Here is a 19,578-nt window from a genome sequence, read left to right as displayed (position 1 = left end):
GCGGAACGTCATAGGAGCGGCGCCAGACATGCACCTGCTCCTCACCCCACTTTGCGCGGGCATCATCCTTGTTGAGGCCGGACAGGTCGCCATAATCGCGCTCGTTCAAGGCCTGGTCGCGGATTGTTTCAAGGCCGGTCTGGCCGATCTCTTCGAGAATGTGATCGAGGGTCGCCTCGGCGCGTGAGAGAACGGAGGTAAAGGCGATGTCGAAATGCAATCCCATGGCCTTCAGCCGCTGGCCGGCATCCTTGGCTTCCTCATGGCCGAGCGCGGTCAGCGCGGGGTCGCGCCAGCCGGTGAAGAGGTTCTTCAAATTCCATTCGCTCTGGCCATGGCGGACAAGGACGAGGGTTCCGGACATTGCAAATTCTCCTGTTGATCGAAGCTATTGATTGAGGCCGAGGACGTCGGCCATGGAATAAAGACCGGGTTTGCGGCCTTTGCCCCAAAGCGCCGCCTTGACGGCGCCGCGCGCGAATATCGTACGATCTTCCGCATGGTGCGAGAGCGTGATGCGCTCGCCCTGACCGGCAAGGATGACGGAATGGTCGCCGACGACGGAGCCGCCGCGCAATGCGGCAAAACCGATCGTCCCGCTTTCGCGCGCACCGGTATGGCCGTCGCGCACCCGCACGCTGTGCTGGCCGAGCCCGATGTCGCGGCCTTCGGCTGCGGCTTCGCCCAACAGCAATGCGGTGCCCGAGGGTGCATCGACCTTGTGCTTGTGGTGCATTTCCAGAATCTCGATATCGAAATCATCCGCGCCGAGCGCGCGCGCCGCCTGTTTGACGAGGACGGCGAGCAGATTGACGCCAAGGCTCATATTGCCGGATTTGATGACGACCGCATGACGGGCGGCTGCGGCAATCTTTGCATCGTCGTCGTTTGTGCAGCCTGTCGTGCCGATGACGTGAACGATACGCGCCTGCGACGCCAGCTCGGCAAACGCCACACTCGCGGCTGGCGTCGTGAAATCGAGCACGCCCTCGACGCCGGCAAACGCTGCGGCCGCGTCATCCGTGATCGAAACGCCAAGATTGCCGACGCCGGCAAGTTCACCCGCATCACTGCCGATATGGGGTGAGCCGGGCCGTTCAATGGCTCCGGCAAGTATCGCGCCAGGGGTGGCGTGGATGACGCGGATCAGCGTCTGGCCCATGCGCCCTGCTGCGCCGACAACGGCAAGTTTCATTGGCGTCGTGGGCTGTTCCGCTGGGCTCATTCGGCTGGTCTCGCTATTCGATGGGGTACTTCTTCGCTGTCATCGATGATGGGCGACTCTTCCTTGCCCTGCAACTGATAGAAGCGGGCATAGACCCCGTTGGGACGGGCGAGCAACGTCTCGTGCACGCCTTCCTCCACAACGCGTCCGGCCTCCATGACGACGATATGGTCGGCGTTGACGATGGTCGACAGGCGGTGGGCGATTACGATGGTGGTACGCCCTTGCATAACGCGCTCCAGTGCCTGCTGCACGCGTTTTTCCGATTCATTGTCGAGTGCGGACGTCGCCTCGTCGAGAAGCAGGATCGAAGCGTTGCGGACGATGGCACGGGCGATAGAAAGGCGCTGGCGCTGGCCGCCGGAAAGAGTCACGCCGTTCTCGCCGACTTCCGTGCCGTAGCTGTGCGGCTGCTGGCGGATGAACTCATCGGCGTTGGCGAGCTTCGCCGCCTCGATGATGTCCTCATCGGTGGCATCCGGGCGGCCATAGCGGATATTGTCGGCGATCGTTCCTTCGAAGAGATAGGGCTGCTGCGAGACATAGGCGATCGACTGGCGCAGCGAGCGCTTGCTGACATAGGCGATATCCTGCCCATCGACGAGGATACGCCCGCCATTGATATCGTAAAAGCGCTGGACAAGGCCAATCAGCGTCGATTTGCCGGCGCCGGAAGCGCCGATGATGGCTGTGGTCTTGCCGGCTTCCGCCGTGAAGCCGATGCCATGCAGCACCGGCACGCCATTGCCGTAGCTGAAGGTGACATTGTCGAATTGCACCTCGCCGCTCTGTACGGTGATCGGCACGGCGCCGATGCTGTCCGCCTGGCGCGGCTCGATGTCGAGGATCTCGTAAATCATGCGGGCATTGACCAGCGAACGTTCGAGCCCAACCTGGACCCGCGCCAGGCGGCGCACGGGATCATAGGCGAGGAGCACAGCCGTCATGAAGCCGAACATGGCGCCAGGCGGCTCGGCATTATAGACAGCGCGGTAGCCCGTGTAGATGATCATCGAGGCGATGGCGATGCCGGCGATGAGTTCGGTGATCGGTGTCATGCGTTCCGAAACGCGCGCGATCTTGTTGGCGCGCTCCTCGGCTCGCTTGATCAGTGCGCTGATCTTGATGCGCAACTGGTCTTCCATGGTAAACGCCTTGACGATGGCGATGCCCTGCGTCGCTTCCTGCATGGCGCCGAGAAGGTGCGAATTCAGCGTCACGGATTCGCGATGGATGCTGCGCAGGCGCCGCGCCAGATAGCGGACGACAAGTATCAGCGGCGGGCCGACGAGCAGCGCGATCAGCGACAGGAATGGATCGAGCAGAACCATGCTCACAATGAGGGCGATCAGCGTCGGCACATCCTTGGCAATGGTCGTGACGACGATATCCAAAAGCTCGCGCACACCGCCAACGTTCTGGTTGACGCGGGCGGCAAGCTGGCCTGAGCGTGTGTCATGGTAGAAGTCGAGGCCGAGCTTCATCAGGTGATCGAAGACACGGGCTTGATAACGCGCGACGATGTTATTGCCGATTCTCGCCATCGTCACGGACTGTACATAAGTCGCAATGCCGCGAATGACGAAAGCACCGAGAATGCCGAGACTGATTGGAATTATGAGGTCTTCGCGGCGCTCGTAATAGATCTTGTTGATCACGTCCTTGAAGATATAGGCGACGAAAGCCGTCGTGCAGGCAACCGCAAGCATGGCGACGATGGCGATGGCATAGGAAGACCGGTGATCGCGGACATTTTCGCCAAGAACCCGGCCGATGACGCGCTTCGCCTCGGATGGATCGATCTTCTTTTTCCTGGTCTGTTCGCTCATTACTGGCGGCAACTCGCTGGTACTGAAAAATCCGGCAAGGCATTGCTCTTGCCGCTTATTCAGTCCCTATAGCGTTATTGATCCGGCTTGCCTATCGGTTTTGGCCGCGGTTTCGCAGGGAGTAGACGAGTGTTGCTCTTGTGCCGACCCCGGATTTAGTCGCGCCGCCAGCGCCGTCCTTCAATGGAAACCCCAAAGCGGGTCGGCGTGCGCGCGAACGCGGATAGGCCGCTGAGCGCCGCGAGCGGATGCGTGATGACATAAACCGGCGTCTCACGCAGGATATCTCCGTGCGGCGCCTTGTCCTCGAAAGCCTGGCGGAACGCCGGATCCTTCAACGGCTCGACAATCTTCTGGACGATGCCGCCGGCAAGATAAACGCCGCCGCGGGCCATGAATGTCAGGGCGAAATCACCGGCAAGCCGGCCGAGATAGGTCACGAACAGCGCTAACGTTTCCTTGGCCTCGGCGGATTCTCCCGAAAGGCCGGCCGAAGTGATATCGGCCGGCGTCTGCAATTTCGCATCGGTGCCGCTAACCTTGCAGATCGCGCGATAGATATTCTGCAGACCACGGCCGCAAAGCAGCTGTTCGCCAGAGATGCGCCCCTCGATATGCTCGAGATGCGGGAAGATTTCGAGATCGCGCGGCGTGCGCGGCCCCATATCCACGTGGCCGCCTTCTCCCGGAACCGGAACCCAGCTCGAACGTGCGCGAACCATGCCGGCGACGCCAAGGCCGGTGCCGGGTCCGAGCACGGCGCGGCTGCCATGGGGATCGCCTGCGCCGCCACCAAGTTTTTCCAGATGCTTGGGTTCTAGCGAGACGACGGCGAGCGCCTGCGCTTCGAAATCGTTGAGGACCGTGATATCGCGAAGGCCGAGCGTCTCCATCATCTGGTGCGGCTTGACCACCCAGGCGCAGTTGGTGAGATCGATTTCGTCACCTTCGACCGGACCGGCGATGGCGAGGACCGCCGAACGCGGCTGGATCGAGGTATGGTCGAGAATGGCGTTCTGGATCGCCTCGTCGATGGTCGGATAATCGGCGGTCTGCAGAACCGGAAATTCCTTCGGGTCCGCATAAGCGTCGACCAGAATGGCAAATCGCGCATTGGTACCACCGATGTCACCAACCAGGATCGGAAACTTCATGATGTGGTCGGTATCTGCCTGTGTAACCATTATCGCTTCCCTGTTTTAGTATTACTGCGACGTTTGCGTGTCCGAGGGAGCACGCGGCGCAGTAAGTGTATTTTCCGCTGCGTCATCGCGCAGCAAACCTCTCTTCTGCACCAGAACCTCGGCAGTCGCCCGGTTCAAAGCCATCGGAATATCGTAAACGCTAGCAAGCCGCATCAGCGCCTTGACGTCGACATCATGCGGCATGGGAGACAGCGGGTCGACAAAGAAAATCAATCCGTCGATCTTTCCCTCGGCAATCAATGCACCGATCTGCTGGTCACCGCCGAGCGGTCCGCTCTTGACTCGCGTGATGGTCAGCGAAGGACATGCTTCCTGAACGAGCCCGCCCGTTGTGCCCGTGGCAACGATYGTGCAAGGCGCAAGCAACCTTTCATAGGTGCGAGCAAAATCCACCATGTCGTCCTTTTTCTGGTCATGCGCTATCAGCGCGAGGCGAAATGGCTGTGTCATGAAAACTCTGTATCGGGTCCAACCCTAAATCGATTGAAACCCTATACTCAATTCATGCCAGCATGAAAAGACCAAGACGAAAAAAGACCTGGGCTGCAAACGGCGGTTGCAGCGCCTATTGGCCCTGAACCGGTAGGTTGTCGGGCACCTCTTCGTCGTCCGGTTCCGCGACCGAAGCGGGCGGATTTCCAACGGACGCAGGCTGGGCCGCCTTGCCACGCACGCCATAGGTCACTTCCTCGACGGATTTCGGGCCGGGCGCTTCCAAAACCTGCGCACATTGCTTCGGCAAGGCAGACAGCATCATGACCTTTGGCTTGACCGGCTTCTTCGGCGGCGGCGCCTTTCTCCATGGCTCATCGGTAAACCACCAGGCAAGGGGCTTGCCGCATCCATCATCATTGCCCGTCGGTTGCTGCGGCGTACAATTGGGTGAACCAGGCTGGCATTTTATGCGGATATGGAAGTGGTAGAAGTGGCCCCAATAGGGGCGAACCTTGGCAAGCCAGCTGCGATCGCCCTGAACCGTGTCACAAAGTTGCTTCTTTATACCGGGATGGACAAATATACGCTCGACTTCCGGATAAGTAGCGGCCGTCTTCAACAGGGCCGTGCGCGAGGCTGTCCATTTTTGCGGATCGACATAGAGTGTATCGCCCTTGAGCATCGAGGCTGCAGAAACCGTCTCCCGCTCTTGGTCGGTGAAGCGTCTTTTCGGCATGGGCGTCAGCCAGATATCGGCATCGAGGCCGATCTGATGCGACGCATGGCCGGTGATCATCGGTCCGCCGCGCGGCTGCGAAATGTCGCCGATCAGCAACCCGTTCCAGTTGGCCTTGACGGCGGCATCACGCGATAGTCTCTCGATCAGGCTGATCATATAAGGATTGCCCCAGCGGCGATTGCGCGACAGGCGCATGACTTGCCAGGTCGGGCCGTCCGTCGGAAGCGCAACGCCGCCTGCCAGGCAGCCTTTGGCATAGAAGCCCACCGATTGCGCCTTGCCGACGGTGGGCAGGGTTTGCGCACCGAATAATTGCTTGGCTGGACCATCCACCGCCACGGCATCGACGGCGCTGGTAAGCGAAATGAGCAAGCCGAGCGCAAGACCCAACAAGGTTTTGGATGTCATGATTGCCATTCCCACAAGTGACCGCGATAAATTGAGTCGCCGATCCGGGCTTTATGATGGCCAGATTCGCTGCAAAGTCGCAATATAGTGCGGTAAACAACTGCGAATCGAACGGAGCGTCCCATGAAAGCTGTCATTTTCGAGCAATTCGGCGAGACGCCCGATGTGCGGACAGTAGACGACCCCTCGACAGCGGCCACGGGCGTGGTCATCAAGGTCGAGGCGACCGGGCTATGCCGTAGCGACTGGCATGGCTGGATGGGGCACGATGCCGATATCGTCCTGCCGCATGTGCCGGGACACGAACTGGCCGGGACCGTTCAGGCGATCGGCAAGCATGTGACGCAATGGAAGATCGGTCAGCGCGTCACCGTGCCATTCGTCGGCGGCTGCGGCCATTGTTTCGAATGCAATTCCGGCAACCATCAGGTCTGCGAAAACCAGTTTCAGCCGGGCTTCACCGCCTGGGGGTCCTTCGCGGAATATGTGGCGGTGGATTTTGCCGATACCAATCTCGTGGCGCTCCCCGATACGCTGGATTTTGCCACGGCGGCAAGCCTGGGCTGCCGCTTCGTTACCTCGTTTCGCGCCATCGTCGATCAGGCAAAGGTCAAGCCGGGCGAATGGGTGGCGGTGCACGGCTGCGGCGGCGTTGGTCTTTCGGCGATCATGATCGCCACGGCGATGGGTGCCAATGTTATCGCCATCGACCTGACCGAAGAGAAACTTGCCTTCGCTCGCGAGCTTGGCGCTGTTGCGACGATAAATGGTCGCGAGACGCAGAATGTGGTCGGTGCTGTGCGGGAAATCACCAAGGGCGGCGCGCATGTCTCCATCGACGCGCTCGGCCATCCTTCGACCTGTTTCAGCTCCATTGCCAATCTGCGCCRCCGCGGCCGGCACGTGCAGGTGGGGCTGATGCTTGGCGACCACGCGCATCCGCCGATCCCGATGGACAAGGTAATCGCGCATGAGCTCGAGATTTATGGCAGTCACGGCATGCAGGCATTCCGCTACAAGGCGCTGATGGACATGCTTGAAACGGGCAAACTGCAGCCGCAAAAGCTGATCGGCAAGGAGATCACGCTGKATGAAGCCCCGGCCGCGCTGATGGCGATGGACCGGTTCGAGGGATTGGGGATCAATGTGATAACGCGGTTCTAGAGACCGTTGCCAATCCAGCCTGACGGGCATCCAATGCGATTTTCTGCGCTTCCGGTGCTCATGGACCCAAAAGTCCACTGCGCTCCGGTTCTCGAAAATCGCACCGGCTGCCTCGTCAGGCCGAAATTCTCAAAACGGTCTCTAGCGCAAGCAACGCTATTTCCAGCTTCCATCGCGCCACATGGTCGCGAAGGCGGTGCCGTAGTCGGGATAGCGGAAGGAAAAGCCGAGCGCCTTGATGCGTTTATTGGAAACGCGTTTGTTCTCGCCGTAGAAAGAGCGTGCCATCGGCGTCAGCGGTGCTGTATCGAAATCGGCCTCTTCCGGTGGTTCGACGCCCATCAGCTCCGCTGCATAGGCGACGACGTCCTGCGGCGGTGCAGGTTCATCATCGGTTATGTTGAAAATACCGGCCTCATTGCGCAGGCTGAGAAAAACCAGTGCACCGGCAATATCATCAACGTGGATACGGTTGAACACCTGCCCTGTCTTGTTCAGGCGGCGCGCGCTGCCGTTGGCGAGATTGACGAAAGCGTTGCGGCCCGGCCCATAAATGCCGGCAAGCCTCAGGATAGCGAGCGGAACGCCGCGCTCATCCGCCAGTTGCTGCCAGCCCTGCTCGGCAGCGACACGTTCGGTGGAACGGGCGGAGAGCGGGTGGCATGGCGTATTCTCGTCGACCCATGCACCGCCATGATTACCATAGACGCCGACGGTGGAAAGATAGCCGATCCATTGCAGCTTGGGCATGGCGTGCCGAATGGTCTTGCCAAATTGTGCCAGCACCGGATCGCCGCTCTGCCCGGGTGACGTCGAGATGACGAGATGCGTGACACCGGCGAGGACATCGACAATCTCCTGCGAGGCGTGGGTACCATGAAACAGGAACGGCGTGATGCCATCCTTCTTGAGGTCTGAAAATTTGGCGCTATCGCGCGTCGTCCCGCCGATGAAATCCGCTTGACCATCAATGACTTTGGCAAAGGTGCGCGCCGAATATCCGGCGCCGAAGAGAAAAATGTTCATTGTTGATTTTTCGCGGCTTTGTGCCACTCGGTCAAGACGCTCGTATCATTTTCCTGCGCGGCTCCTTGCATGCGCAGGGCAGCGAACCGGTCTTCATCCATCAGTTCACTCACGGCCCACACGGCGGCACCGCGCACAAGTGGCGAGGGATCGGCGAGATGCGTTTTGACGGTCTCGATCAAGCCCGGGTCGCCGGAATTGCCGCTGGCGATAAGCACATTGCGTATGAAACGGTCCCGGCCGATGCGCTTGATCGGCGAACCGGCGAACATCGTGCGAAATGCCGCGTCGTCCAGCATCAGAAGCGACGCGAGCGACGGCGATTTCAGGTCATCGCGCGCCTGAAGCTTGGTCTCACGAGCGGTGTCGGCAAATTTGTTCCATGGGCAGACGGCGAGACAATCGTCGCAGCCATAAATGCGGTTGCCCATCGCCTTGCGAAATTCGAACGGGATGGGCTCCTTGTGCTCGATGGTGAGATACGAGATGCAGCGTCCTGCATCGAGCTGATAGGGCGCCGGGAACGCATTGGTCGGGCACACGTCGAGGCAGGCGTGGCACGAGCCACAATGATCTGCCTCACGTTCATCGGGCGGCAATTCCGCCGTGGTGAAGATCGTACCGAGAAACAACCACGAGCCATGACTGCGGCTGACGAGATTGGTGTGCTTACCCTGCCAGCCGAGACCAGCGGCTTCGGCCAGCGGCTTTTCCATAACCGGTGCCGTATCGACGAAGACCTTCAGGTCTTCACCCGCGGCGCGGGAGGCGAAACGGCTGGCGACGCCTTTGAGCTTGCCCTTGATGATGTCATGATAGTCGCGGTTCTGTGCATAGACTGAAATCGCGGCTTTATCCTTGTGCTGGAGGATTGCCAAGGGATCGCTGTCCGGCCCGTAGTTCATGGCAAGCACGATGATCGAACGCACCTCAGGCCACAGATTGTGCGGATTGGCGCGGCGCTCTTCCGTTTCATGCATCCAGTCCATACTCGCGTGGCGTCCGAGCGCCAGATATTGGCGCAAGCGCTCTTCGGCGAACGGGATGGAATCCGGCCGGGTGATGGCGACCAGATCGAAGCCGGCCGCACGCGATTCCTCCAGGATGAACTGCTTCAGCCGCTGCGCCTGTGAGGGTTTGGATGTTTTGGAGTGCAAAATCATCTCGCACTGGCCCTATGCGTGGTTCGCCCTTCGACGGGCTCAGGATTCTCACCATGAGGGAAGTTGGTATTTTTGCAAGGAGCCAAGAAAACGCTGATGTTTCCGAACTATCTTGCAATCAACCAACTTCCCTCATGGTGAACTTGTCGAACCACGCACCTACACCAGGTTTAAAAATCCAGATCGCCATAGTGTGACGAAGGCGGCAAGCCGCGCACCCGATCCGACAACAATGGCCGGAACGAAGGACGCGATTTCATCCGCGTGTACCAGTCGCGCGCCGCTTTATATTCGCCCCATTTGATTTCGCCAAGATAGTCGAGAATCGAGATCGAAGCGGCGGCTGACATGTCCGCATAGCTCGGCGCCGGTCCGGCCAGCCAGTTGCGCGTTGCCGTCAGCCAGTCGATATATTTCATATGCTGGGTGATATTCGTCCGGGCAGCACGGATAGCGCCTGAATCCGGCGCTCCGCCACCCTGTTCGGCGGTCATGTGCAACTTGAAAATGCGTTCGCGCGCCATATGCCGGGTTACTTCATTTTCGAGCTTCGTAAGGAACCAGTCGACCAGCCGGCGCACTTCTGCGCGGTTGAGTGAATCTTCAGGAAACAACCGGCGGCTGCGCTTTAGCGCGCCGCGCGTTTCGTCGATATATTCGGCAATCACGGAAGCCCCAGAAACCGGAACATCGCCTTCCGCCAGAAGTACGGGCAGGGTCCCCGCCGGGTTGAGTGCCAGAAACTCCTTGCGCCGCGCCCAGCTGTTTTCTTCGATCAGCTCCACTTCAATGTCATATTCATTGAGGATAAGCCGGGTGTAGCGCGAGCCGGTGGACATCGGATGATGGAAGAGCGTCAACATGGCAGATTGGTAAATCTTTCAAACTGGTATTTTATCCGCACCGTCGTCTCGCGACAGCCGCGTCGGACCTGCGCCAAACCTATAGGCGCAACCTTAGCACGAGACAAGTAAACAGGATTTCACCAACAGCCGGTTCTCCCAGCGGCGCCTATCAAGAAAGCGGTAATCATGGAAACACAGACGATTGTCGAAGCGGCCTTTCTTGGCTTGCTGGAAGGAATAACCGAATTCCTGCCGGTGTCGTCAACGGGGCATCTGTTGCTCGCGGGGCATTTCCTCGGCTTCGAATCGAATGGCAAGACGTTCGAGGTGTTGATACAGCTCGGCGCTATTCTGGCGATTCTCAGCGTCTATTTCGGCCGTCTCATGAAGATTGCGCGCGATCTTCCAACCGATCCGAAAGCGCGCCGTTTCGTTACGGGCATCCTTATCGCGTTCCTCCCGGCAGCGGTTATCGGGGCGCTCGCCCATGACATCATCAAGACCGTGCTGTTCGAATCGCCCATGCTTATCTGCGTGATGCTCATCATCGGCGGGCTGATCCTGCTCTGGGTCGACCGTGTTGAACTGAAGCCGCGCTATACCAATGTCATGGATTTTCCGCTGGGTCTCTGCTTCAAGATCGGCTTGATCCAGTGCTTTGCCATGATTCCGGGTACGTCGCGTTCCGGTGCGACGATCGTCGGAGCGCTGCTGCTCGGGACGGACAAGCGCTCGGCAGCCGAATTTTCATTCTTTCTGGCGATGCCGACGATGGCCGGCGCCTTCGCCTACGACCTCTTCAAGAACCGTCACATACTGACTTTCAACGATGCGTCGTTGATCATTATCGGGTTTGTAGCAGCCTTCATCTCGGGCGTGTTCGTCGTCCGTTATCTGCTGGATTATGTCTCGCGCCACGGTTTTGCATTGTTCGCATGGTGGCGGCTGGTCGTCGGCACACTCGGATTGGTCGCGTTGATATTGATGCGGTAAGGGAGCACTGCTCTTTACCCTCCCCCTTGTGGGGAGGGACGGACCGCAGGTCCGGGGAGGGGATTCTTAAATGCCAGAGCGGGTCGGCAGGGTGTTAGTGGCGTAAAAGGACCCCTCCCTGCTGCTGCGCAGCCTCCCTCCCCACAAGGGGGAGGGTGCAGGCGGCAACTTTCATCCCTAAATTAAGCGGGTGTCTGGCTGGAATATTGTCCGTGGCTCCGGAAACGCCAGAGATATGACGGCAGAATGGTCTCGATCGTCTGCGGCCGGATTCCAAGCCCTTCGAGGGTACGRCCCTCTTCTTTTGCAGCGTGCGACACCACATTGTCATGCTGCAGGAGCAAGACTTGATCCTTCGTCAGCGGTGGCTTTGGCAGATAGCCAAGGATAGATCCCTGAATTCTGGCGATCCAGAACGGGATCGATACGAACATGCGCTTGCGGCCAGTGACACGCAGCACTTCCTCGAGGCATTGCTTGAACGTCAGGACTTCTGCGCCGCCAAGTTCGTAGATTTCGCCTGGCTTGAGAGTGCCATCGACCGAACGTGCAAAGACTTCGGCGACATCGCCGACATAGACTGGCTGGAACCTGGTGTGGCCGCCGCCAATCAGCGGCAGAAATGGCGAAATGCGCGCCATGCCGGCAAATTTGTTGAAGAAATTGTCCTCAGGTCCGAAGACGATGGACGGGCGAATGATGATGGCGTCCGGTAGCGTATCGTGTACGGCTGCCTCGGCGCGGCCCTTGGTGCTGGCATAGGCGGAATGAGTACGGACATCGGCGCCAATCGCCGACATATGTGTCAGGGGAACGCCAGCCGCACGGGCCGATTCCGCGACCGCGCGTGCACCGAAATCGTGCACCGTGCTGAACTTCTGGTTGCCGCCTTCGAAAAGCAGTCCGACGAGATTGATCACATGATCGGAACCGGCAACCGCACGATCGATCGAAGCACGATTACGCAGATTTGCCTGTACGGCCTGGATCTGGCCGACGCCGCCAAGCGGCTGCAGATCGAATGCGAGATCGGGATGGCGCACGGCAACCCGAACGCGGCACCCGCGCTTGGTCAGCGCACGCACGACATGACGACCGATAAAGCCGGAGCCTCCGAAAACGGTGACGAGTTTTGGCTTAATGATTGTCATCGAGCTCTCCTAAAATGCAAGCGGGCAACAGATGCTGTTTAATGCCTTTTGTCGCCGGCGCAAAGGGAATTGGAGCTCAAAGTTCGCGGCGCGTTGCCGCGCTAAAGTATTCAGATGCGTGGCTCGGCAAGCCGCCGAACCACGCGCTTTGATTGATTACTGCAGCATCACGGTGCGCAATTCGTGTTCCTGCGCGCCGACAAGCACATTGTCGCGTTCATCGGAAAGCACGATCGGCTCGCCATTGGCCGCAAAAAGCGCCCAAAGCTCGACGCCCGGCGTCATCGGCGGGAGTGCCGGAAAGCTGGTGGCGAGGTCATCGGTTTTGACCTTGCGCATATAAGCCACCTGGCCAGCGCCAAGGCGCGCAAATTCAAGCTCGCTCAGGAGATTCTTGTGATCGGTGGTTTGCATAATAGCCTCCATGTTCGGACAGTCCATCCTTAGGCCCTGTCCAGTTAGAGCTACGACTAGTCCTGAACCGCAATGTTGATGCGTTTGACCAATCGTTCGGGTTCCGGCCGGTCGAGATCGATCGACAGAAGCCCATTCTTCAAAGTGGCGGCGCTGACGCGCATTCCATCGGCAAGAACGAAGATGCGCTGGAACTGACGTGCGGCAATACCACGATGCAGATATTCTCGGGTCTCTTCTTCGGCCTGCCTGCCGCGAATGATCAACTGATTGTCTTCCGTGGTCACTTCGAGATCGTCATTGGAAAAACCCGCAACGGCGAGAATAATTCGAAGCTGTTCACGGTCATTGTTGCCCCGGATACGCTCGATATTATAAGGCGGATAGCCGTCGCCGGACTTGGCGATACGCTCCAGCGTCTTTTCCATCGAATCGAAACCAAGCAACAAGGGGCTTGAAAATGGTGTCATTCGTGTCATTTGTGCAGTCCTTGAGAAAAGCGACCTAAAAGCAAAACCCGTGATGTTAAGGCATTTCACTTCTGTTCATTGATATGGCGATTGAACTGCAGACTTCAAGAGAGAGCCGATTTAAGGCCTAAAGAAAGTAAGAAATGACGCGTAAAATCATAATCGATACGGATCCCGGCCAAGACGATGCTCTCGCAATCCTTCTGGCATTCGCCAGCCCGGAACTGGAAGTCCTTGGAGTGACGGTTGTAGCCGGCAATGTGTCACTGGCTTTGACCGAATTGAACGCACGGAAAATCTGCGAGCTTGCCGGCCGTCCTGACGCGCGAGTCTTTGCCGGCGCCGATCGCCCTTTGATGCGCCAGCTGGTCACGGCTGAACACGTGCACGGGAAGACGGGGCTCGATGGCCCTGATCTGCCGGAACCAGCGATGTTGCTGCAAGATCAGCACGCGGTTGATTTCATCATCGAGACTTTACGCAAGGAGGAAACGGGAAGTGTTACGCTATGCGCACTTGGACCCCTCACGAACATTGCACAAGTCCTGATTCGCGCCCCGGAGCTTGCACCCCGTATCCAGGAAATCGTGCTCATGGGCGGCGGGTTCTTCGAAGGCGGCAACATTACACCGACGGCGGAGTTCAATATCTATGTGGATCCGCATGCGGCGCAGATCGTGCTCCGGTCGGGCGTTCCCGTGATCATCCTGCCGCTCGACGTAACCCACAAGACGCTGACTACCGCCAAGCGTATCGAGCGTTTTCGGGCAATGGGGACAAAGGCCGGTGATGTCTCCGTTGCGCTTCTGGAATTCTTCGAACGGTTTGACGAGGAAAAGTACGGCCGGGATGGCGGTCCGCTGCATGATCCGAATGTCATCGCCTACGTGCTGAAACCGGAGCTCTACCGAGGCAGGCATTGCAACGTCGTCGTCGACGCTACGAACGAATTGACGCTCGGCATGACCGTTGTCGATTGGTGGGGCGTGACCGATCGTCCCAAGAACGCGCTCTATATCCGCCATGTTGACGATGAAGGCTTCTTCGATCTTTTGACCGAACGCGTCGCGCGCCTGCCGTGAGGTTCTCTAGATTGCCAAGCCTATCCTGTTGTTTATTCACGGAAAGTTGAAATCGCGTAAACCATCAATAAGTAATTCTCGGACAAAATCCCCTTGAGCGAGTAGTGTCCGAAGGATGGACAGCAGAGAACTTGGGGTTTGATATGCTGACACGGCGCGGTGTTCTTACCGGTATACTTGCAGCGGCGCTGGCGCCGCAGGCTGCGCTGGCGGCGCCAAAGAAGAAGAAAATCTTCGTCATCAATCCCGTATTCAGCCCACAATATGTATCGTACGATTCATCCTATGCGCCGGGCACAGTGGTAATCGACCCTCGTGGCCGGTTCCTTTACCTGATCGAAGACAGCTTCACCGCACGGCGTTATGGCGTTGGGGTCGGACGCGCTGGCCGGGTCTTCCATGGCGTCGCGAAAGTCGGCCGCAAGGCAAAATGGCCGCGCTGGATCCCGACGAACGGTATGATCAGGCGTCAACCGGAAAAATATGCGCGCTACGCCGGTGGTGTCGCAGGCGGTCCCCATAATCCGCTAGGTGCCCGCGCGCTCTATCTTTATCGCAATGGGCGCGACACGCATTATCGCATCCACGGAACGACCGAGCCGTGGACGATAGGACGCGCCGTATCGAATGGCTGTATCCGCATGGTCAACGAACACGTCATGGACCTGTATGCGCGGGTGCCGGTTGGCGCGCGCGTCGTTGTAATCTAGGCTGCGACGCTCTCCCGCTGGGTGTCGGGAGCCAGGGTGATTTCGAGACCATTGAGCTCTGCAGTCATTATGAGCTGGCAGGAAAGACGAGAATTGTCCTCGACGTGAAAGGTCACGTCGAGCTGGTCGACTTCCTCGTCAAGCGGTTCAAAGAGCTTTTCTGACCAGTTCTGATCGACATAGACATGGCATGTCCCGCAGGCGCAGGCGCCGCCGCATTCCGCCTTGATGTCGAGCCCCCAATCGCGAATGACTTCCATGACGCGGAAGCCTTCGAGGGCTTCCAGCGTATGGCGCTTGCCGTGCTGATCGGTGACGTGGATATAGAGGGACTCTGAGCTCATCAGGGTTGTTACCTATGCCGCCTTCAGTTTCTTCTGCAGGGAGGTGGATGACGTTGTGTACTGGAAGATGATCCGTTCGCCTGGCGAAACAATGCGTTTGGCTGCCTGGCTCATCAGCGCGGCTTCATGGAAGCCAGAGAGGATCAGCTTCAACTTGCCGGGATAGGTGTTGATGTCGCCAATCGCGAAGATACCTGCCTGGGAAGTCTCGAATTTCTCCGTATCGACGGCAATCAGGTTCTGGTCGAGATTGAGGCCCCAATCGGCAATCGGACCGAGCTTCATCGTTAGGCCGAAGAATGGCAGAAGACGACCGGCGTCGAGGATTTCTTCGCCTTCGGCGCCCTTGAGGATGACCTTTGACAATTGGCCGTCCGCGCCTTCCAGACCGCTGACCTGCCCCATGCGGAACTTGACGCGCCCGTCCTTCTCCAGCGCCCACATCTTGTTGACGCTGTCAGGCGCGGCGCGGAATTCTGGCCGGCGATGCACGAGGGTAACCGATTTGGCAACCGGTTCGAGATTAAGCGTCCAGTCGAGCGCGCTATCGCCGCCGCCGACAATAACCACATCGTGGCCGCGGAAAGCCTCGATTTTGCGCACAGCGTAGTGAACGCTGACGCCCTCGTAGAGCTCGATTTCCGGCACGGGCGGGCGCTTGGGCTGGAAGGAACCGCCACCAGCCGCGATGACGATGACCTTGGTGATGAAAACCTCGTCCGCATCGGTCTCGACGCGGAAACGTCCGTCCTCAAGCTTCTCGAGCGCGGTGACCATGGTCGAGAAATGGAACTGCGGATCGAAGGGCGCGATCTGCTTCAAGAGATTGGTGGTGAGGTCCTGACCTGTGACTTCAGGCAAACCGGGAATATCGTAGATCGGCTTTTCCGGATAAAGCTCGGCGCACTGGCCGCCCGGACGATCGAGAATATCGATCACATGGGCGCGCAGATCGAGCAAACCAAGCTCGAACACGGCAAAGAGGCCGACCGGGCCGGCGCCGACAATAACCACATCTGTTTCAATCAATTCGGACATAAAAGTGCCTTCTGGATAACGAATTCGAGTTCTTTGTGGAGTTTCACGCCCCGGGAACGCGGCGCCAGCTATAGGTGCCGGACACTGTGTGCGAGCCTCGTCCCGGCTGGTAGTAACCGGGAACATCGTGAAGATTATGGCCAGCAAGACGGTTCAGTGTCACCGCGTGGTTGACCTTCATCGTGTCGAAGCCGGTGCGCAGCATATAGGCGACCTGATCGATTAAAACATCCCCAACGGCGCGTAACTCACCCTTGAAATGATGCTGGTTCTTGATCARTTCGGCCTTCGAATAGGACCGCCCATCGTTGAATGCCGGAAACTGCAGCGCAATCACCGGGATTGAATCCAATATTGGCAATAGCGGCTCAATGCTTTCACCCGGCKCGACGAGAACGCCGATCTTACGATTGGAGGCGTTGCGGGTTTCTTCGGTGAGACCGAGCCACGCGCCCAGCGGCAGGATCACAGCAGGTGCATCACCGGCTTCCTCCAGCGTTTCGGCTGTAACGTAGGGATCTTCACGGAACCCTTCGCGGCCCCAAAGCTCACCCGCAGGTTGTTCAATGTCACTCATAAACTCGAATCCGTCAGCGAGATGTTGCTCAGTTCGTCGGTAAGTCCGGTCAGGTGGATGCCGCACTCGGTCTTGTCGGAGCCAGCCCAGCGGCCAGCGCGATCGTCTTCGCCATCCTTGACCGGCAAGGTGCAGGGCATGCAGCCGATCGAGCGGTAGCCTTCGGCGACCAGGGGATGCGGCGGCAAATCATGCGCGGCCATATACGCCTTGAGATCGGCAGAGGTCCAGTGCGCAAGCGGGTTGATGCGGACGCGCGCGCCCACAGACTCAAACACGGGCAGTGCCGTACGCGTGGATGCCTGGAATTGCTTGCGGCCGGTCATCCATGCGCGGTAGGGCGCGACGGCACGGGCCATTGGCTCGACCTTGCGGATATAGCAGCAGCGATCCTTGTTGGTCATCGACAGTGCGCCGAACGGGTCCTCATCCTTGAGGCTCTGCTTCAACGGATGGATATCATGCACGTCTGTCATGCCCAGCTCGGTGATCAGCTGGTCCCGATAGCGCAGCGTTGCCGGAAAATGCTTGCCGGTCTCAAGGAAAAGCACTGGCGTCGCGCGATCGATCTGCGCGATCATGTGCAGCATCACTGCGCTGTCGGCACCGAAAGAGGAAACGACGGCGATTTCCTCGTTGAAGAGGTGATCGATGGCGAGCTCGATGACATCCATCGGCTCGAGATTGCCGTAGCGGGCCTGAAGCGCGCGCGCCTCATCCGCCACGGTCTGATCATTGATTTCAAGCAGCATTTGCGACCTCGCTATAGAGCGCATCCTTGAACGGTGCCGCGCCCACGCGCCGGTAGGTGGCAAGGAAGGTCTCTTCCTTGTCGGTTCTGATTTCGAGATAACGATCGACGATCGTCTCGATCGCATCGACGATCTCCTCAGAGGAAAAGCCGCGGCCGGTAATGTCGCCGATCGTGCAAATCTCGTCGCCTGAACCCCCGAGCGAAATCTGATAGAGCTCTTCACCCTTCTTCTCGACACCGAGAATGCCGATGTGGCCGACATGGTGGTGGCCGCAGGCGTTGATGCACCCGGAAATCTTGAGCTTGAGTTCGCCGATATCTGCCTGACGCTCCGGATTGCCGAAGCGTTCGGAAATGCGCTGCGCAACGGGGATCGAACGCGCTGTTGCCAGAGCACAATAGTCGAGACCGGGGCAGGAGATAATATCGGTGATCAAGCCGGCATTGGCCGTTGCCAGACCATCCGTCAAAAGCAGATCGTAAACGATGCGCAGATCAGCGATCGCCACATGCGGCAGAACGAGGTTCTGCTCATGGCTAACGCGGATTTCGTCATAGGAGAATTTCTCGGCGATATCGGCAACCAGATCCATTTGCGCATCGGTGGCATCGCCCGGAATACCGCCGATCGGCTTCAACGAAATCGTCACGACGCCGTAGTCGGGATTCTTGTGTGGCGTAACGTTCTGGTCGACCCAGGCGGAGAATGCATGATCGGCCTTGCGTGCGGCCGCGAGCCCGGACCAGCCTTCGGGGCGCTGGACCAGATTTGGCGGCGCGAAGTAGGTATCGATGGCATCGACGTCCTGCTGCGGCAGTTTGAGATCGGTCTCCTTGATCGCCTGCCATTCGGCCTCGATCTGGCGGGTGATTTCTTCGGTCCCGGTCTCATGCACGAGGATCTTGATGCGCGCCTTGTACTTGTTATCCCTGCGTCCATTGAGATTGTAAACGCGCACGATGGCTGTCGTGTAGGTCAGCAAATCCTCGACGGGCAGGAAATCGCGGATTTTCTTGGCGACCATCGGGGTGCGGCCCTGGCCACCGCCGACATAGACAGCAAAGCCGAGTTCACCGGCTTCGTTCTTCTTCAGATGCAGGCCGATGTCATGAACCTGGATAGCAGCGCGATCGCGGTCAGCGCCGGTCACGGCGATCTTGAACTTCCGCGGCAGATAGGAGAATTCCGGGTGCATCGACGACCACTGCCGAAGGATCTCGGCATAAGGGCGTGGATCCCCGACTTCATCCGCGGCGGCACCGGCAAAATGATCGGCGGTCACGTTACGAATGCAATTGCCCGAGGTCTGCAGCGCATGCATTTCCACCGATGCGAGTTCGTCGAGAACTGCAGGAATATCCTTGAGCGCAGGCCAGTTGTACTGGATGTTCTGGCGCGTGGTGAAGTGACCATAGCCGCGATCATAGCGGCGGGCGATATGAGCGAGCTTGTGCATCTGGCGGCTGGACAGCGTGCCGTAAGGCACCGCGACACGCAGCATATAGGCGTGCAGCTGCAAATAGACGCCATTCATCAGCCGCAGAGGCCGGAACTGCTCTTCAGTCAGTTCGCCGGAAAGACGGCGCTCCACCTGATCCTTGAACTGTTCAACGCGAGCAGAGACGAACGCGTGATCAAACTCATCATAACGATACATACAGCGGTCTTTCGATTTTCAGGTCAGGCAGCTTTGGGCTTTTCAGCCTGTTTGCCGAGGTCAAGACGAATGGTGGGTCCGAGCTGGCGGATGCGCTCGCGCAGACGGACTGGATAAAGATCTGTACCGCGTTCTTCGACGTCGATGACATTCACGTCGATGACAAGGTTGGACTTGATCGCGGACTTGCCAGCTTCCTCGAGCGCATTAACCGCTTCCGCGTGACGCGCGATCAACGCTCCATCGATATGTTCCAGCCACTCGCCATTGGCGCCGAGCCATACAACTTCGCCATCGGTCAGGCGGTTTGCAGTCAACACTTTAACGCTCATGATCTTCATCCTTCGC

Annotated in this window: 22 protein-coding genes; 4 read left to right on the top strand and 18 right to left on the bottom strand. The window is 58.7% G+C overall.

Translation table 11 applies throughout. The features are described 5' to 3' along the window. From ACXJ5O_RS00470 to mepA, 6 genes are all read right to left on the bottom strand, one after another. Positions 1–364: 2,3-bisphosphoglycerate-dependent phosphoglycerate mutase (locus tag ACXJ5O_RS00470; RefSeq protein WP_457298153.1), on the bottom strand; the 364-nt coding region annotated here is incomplete at its 3' end. A gap of 24 nt (positions 365–388) precedes the next feature. Then, on the bottom strand, positions 389–1,225 hold the full coding sequence (gene dapB / locus ACXJ5O_RS00465; protein ID WP_457298152.1) for a 4-hydroxy-tetrahydrodipicolinate reductase: 837 nt from the start codon (positions 1,223–1,225) through the stop codon (positions 389–391). Further along, positions 1,222–3,054 carry an ABC transporter ATP-binding protein gene (locus ACXJ5O_RS00460; RefSeq protein WP_457298151.1) on the bottom strand — a complete coding sequence of 611 codons (1,833 nt, stop codon included), beginning with the start codon at positions 3,052–3,054 and terminating at the stop codon, positions 1,222–1,224. The genes dapB and ACXJ5O_RS00460 overlap by 4 nt, the downstream gene beginning before the upstream one ends. Positions 3,055–3,209: 155 nt before the next feature. After that, entirely contained in the window at positions 3,210–4,238 is a 1,029-nt protein-coding gene (locus ACXJ5O_RS00455; protein ID WP_457298150.1) for a glucokinase, read from the bottom strand. A gap of 21 nt (positions 4,239–4,259) precedes the next feature. Beyond that, positions 4,260–4,709 carry a methylglyoxal synthase gene (locus ACXJ5O_RS00450; protein WP_457298149.1) on the bottom strand — a complete coding sequence of 150 codons (450 nt, stop codon included), beginning with the start codon at positions 4,707–4,709 and terminating at the stop codon, positions 4,260–4,262. A 115-nt stretch (positions 4,710–4,824) separates the two neighbouring features. Continuing rightward, complete coding sequence (gene mepA / locus ACXJ5O_RS00445; RefSeq protein ID WP_457298148.1) at positions 4,825–5,841, bottom strand: penicillin-insensitive murein endopeptidase; 1,017 nt, start codon at positions 5,839–5,841, stop codon at positions 4,825–4,827. A gap of 123 nt (positions 5,842–5,964) precedes the next feature. Between mepA and ACXJ5O_RS00440 the strand changes: the two genes are divergently transcribed. After that, positions 5,965–7,005: a zinc-dependent alcohol dehydrogenase family protein gene (locus ACXJ5O_RS00440; RefSeq protein WP_457298147.1), complete on the top strand. Its 1,041-nt coding sequence runs from the start codon at positions 5,965–5,967 to the stop codon at positions 7,003–7,005. A gap of 156 nt (positions 7,006–7,161) precedes the next feature. Here the strand turns inward: ACXJ5O_RS00440 and ACXJ5O_RS00435 are convergent, their stop codons facing one another. From ACXJ5O_RS00435 to ACXJ5O_RS00425, 3 genes are all read right to left on the bottom strand, one after another. After that, positions 7,162–8,031, bottom strand: coding sequence for an SDR family oxidoreductase (locus ACXJ5O_RS00435; RefSeq protein ID WP_457298146.1), 870 nt, complete (start codon positions 8,029–8,031; stop codon positions 7,162–7,164). Beyond that, positions 8,028–9,188, bottom strand: a complete 1,161-nt coding sequence (queG, locus tag ACXJ5O_RS00430; protein WP_457298145.1) for a tRNA epoxyqueuosine(34) reductase QueG — start codon at positions 9,186–9,188, stop codon at positions 8,028–8,030. Before queG ends, ACXJ5O_RS00435 begins: the two co-directional genes overlap by 4 nt. 176 nt (positions 9,189–9,364) lie before the next feature. Further along, complete coding sequence (locus ACXJ5O_RS00425) at positions 9,365–10,057, bottom strand: glutathione S-transferase family protein (protein ID WP_112529538.1); 693 nt, start codon at positions 10,055–10,057, stop codon at positions 9,365–9,367. A 168-nt stretch (positions 10,058–10,225) separates the two neighbouring features. On the opposite strand from ACXJ5O_RS00425, the gene ACXJ5O_RS00420 reads away from it, so the two are divergent. Then, complete coding sequence (locus ACXJ5O_RS00420; protein WP_457298144.1) at positions 10,226–11,032, top strand: undecaprenyl-diphosphate phosphatase; 807 nt, start codon at positions 10,226–10,228, stop codon at positions 11,030–11,032. A gap of 182 nt (positions 11,033–11,214) precedes the next feature. Here ACXJ5O_RS00420 and ACXJ5O_RS00415 read toward each other — a convergent pair whose 3' ends face one another. The 3 genes from ACXJ5O_RS00415 to ACXJ5O_RS00405 all read right to left on the bottom strand — a co-directional run bounded on the left by ACXJ5O_RS00415 (position 11,215) and on the right by ACXJ5O_RS00405 (position 13,076). Then, positions 11,215–12,183 (bottom strand): complex I NDUFA9 subunit family protein, encoded by a 969-nt coding sequence (locus tag ACXJ5O_RS00415; RefSeq protein ID WP_457298143.1) that lies wholly within the window; start codon positions 12,181–12,183, stop codon positions 11,215–11,217. 156 nt (positions 12,184–12,339) lie between these two features. Next, entirely contained in the window at positions 12,340–12,597 is a 258-nt protein-coding gene (locus ACXJ5O_RS00410) for a BQ00720 family protein (protein ID WP_457298142.1), read from the bottom strand. Positions 12,598–12,653: 56 nt separating this feature from the next. Beyond that, positions 12,654–13,076: an Hsp20 family protein gene (locus ACXJ5O_RS00405; RefSeq protein ID WP_112529546.1), complete on the bottom strand. Its 423-nt coding sequence runs from the start codon at positions 13,074–13,076 to the stop codon at positions 12,654–12,656. A gap of 134 nt (positions 13,077–13,210) precedes the next feature. Here ACXJ5O_RS00405 and ACXJ5O_RS00400 point away from each other — a divergent pair, with 134 nt between their 5' ends. Then, on the top strand, positions 13,211–14,149 hold the full coding sequence (locus ACXJ5O_RS00400; RefSeq protein ID WP_457298141.1) for a nucleoside hydrolase: 939 nt from the start codon (positions 13,211–13,213) through the stop codon (positions 14,147–14,149). A gap of 143 nt (positions 14,150–14,292) precedes the next feature. Next, complete coding sequence (locus tag ACXJ5O_RS00395) at positions 14,293–14,859, top strand: L,D-transpeptidase (protein ID WP_224511507.1); 567 nt, start codon at positions 14,293–14,295, stop codon at positions 14,857–14,859. Here the strand turns inward: ACXJ5O_RS00395 and ACXJ5O_RS00390 are convergent. Genes ACXJ5O_RS00390 through ACXJ5O_RS00365 form a run of 6 tightly spaced genes read right to left on the bottom strand, consistent with a single transcriptional unit; the run spans position 14,856 to position 19,562 of the window. Then, positions 14,856–15,203, bottom strand: a complete 348-nt coding sequence (locus ACXJ5O_RS00390; RefSeq protein ID WP_457298140.1) for a 2Fe-2S iron-sulfur cluster-binding protein — start codon at positions 15,201–15,203, stop codon at positions 14,856–14,858. The genes ACXJ5O_RS00395 and ACXJ5O_RS00390 overlap by 4 nt on opposite strands. A gap of 12 nt (positions 15,204–15,215) precedes the next feature. Continuing rightward, positions 15,216–16,241, bottom strand: coding sequence for an NAD(P)/FAD-dependent oxidoreductase (locus tag ACXJ5O_RS00385; protein WP_457298139.1), 1,026 nt, complete (start codon positions 16,239–16,241; stop codon positions 15,216–15,218). Positions 16,242–16,284: 43 nt separating this feature from the next. Further along, positions 16,285–16,818, bottom strand: coding sequence for a DUF934 domain-containing protein (locus tag ACXJ5O_RS00380; RefSeq protein ID WP_457298138.1), 534 nt, complete (start codon positions 16,816–16,818; stop codon positions 16,285–16,287). Then, a complete protein-coding gene (locus ACXJ5O_RS00375; protein WP_224511499.1) occupies positions 16,815–17,570 on the bottom strand; it encodes a phosphoadenylyl-sulfate reductase in 756 nt (251 codons plus the stop codon). Before ACXJ5O_RS00375 ends, ACXJ5O_RS00380 begins: the two co-directional genes overlap by 4 nt. After that, on the bottom strand, positions 17,560–19,230 hold the full coding sequence (locus tag ACXJ5O_RS00370; protein WP_457298137.1) for a nitrite/sulfite reductase: 1,671 nt from the start codon (positions 19,228–19,230) through the stop codon (positions 17,560–17,562). The genes ACXJ5O_RS00375 and ACXJ5O_RS00370 overlap by 11 nt, the downstream gene beginning before the upstream one ends. A gap of 23 nt (positions 19,231–19,253) precedes the next feature. Next, the gene (locus tag ACXJ5O_RS00365) at positions 19,254–19,562 is read right to left on the bottom strand and encodes a DUF2849 domain-containing protein (RefSeq protein WP_112529739.1); all 309 of its coding nucleotides are present in this window, start codon (positions 19,560–19,562) and stop codon (positions 19,254–19,256) included. Between the last annotated feature and the right edge of the window lie 16 nt (positions 19,563–19,578).

This window comes from Phyllobacterium sp. P5_D12 (assembly GCF_054049495.1).
The sequence above is the reverse complement of the archived record's forward strand: the minus strand, read 5'-3'. Positions and strand labels throughout refer to the sequence as shown.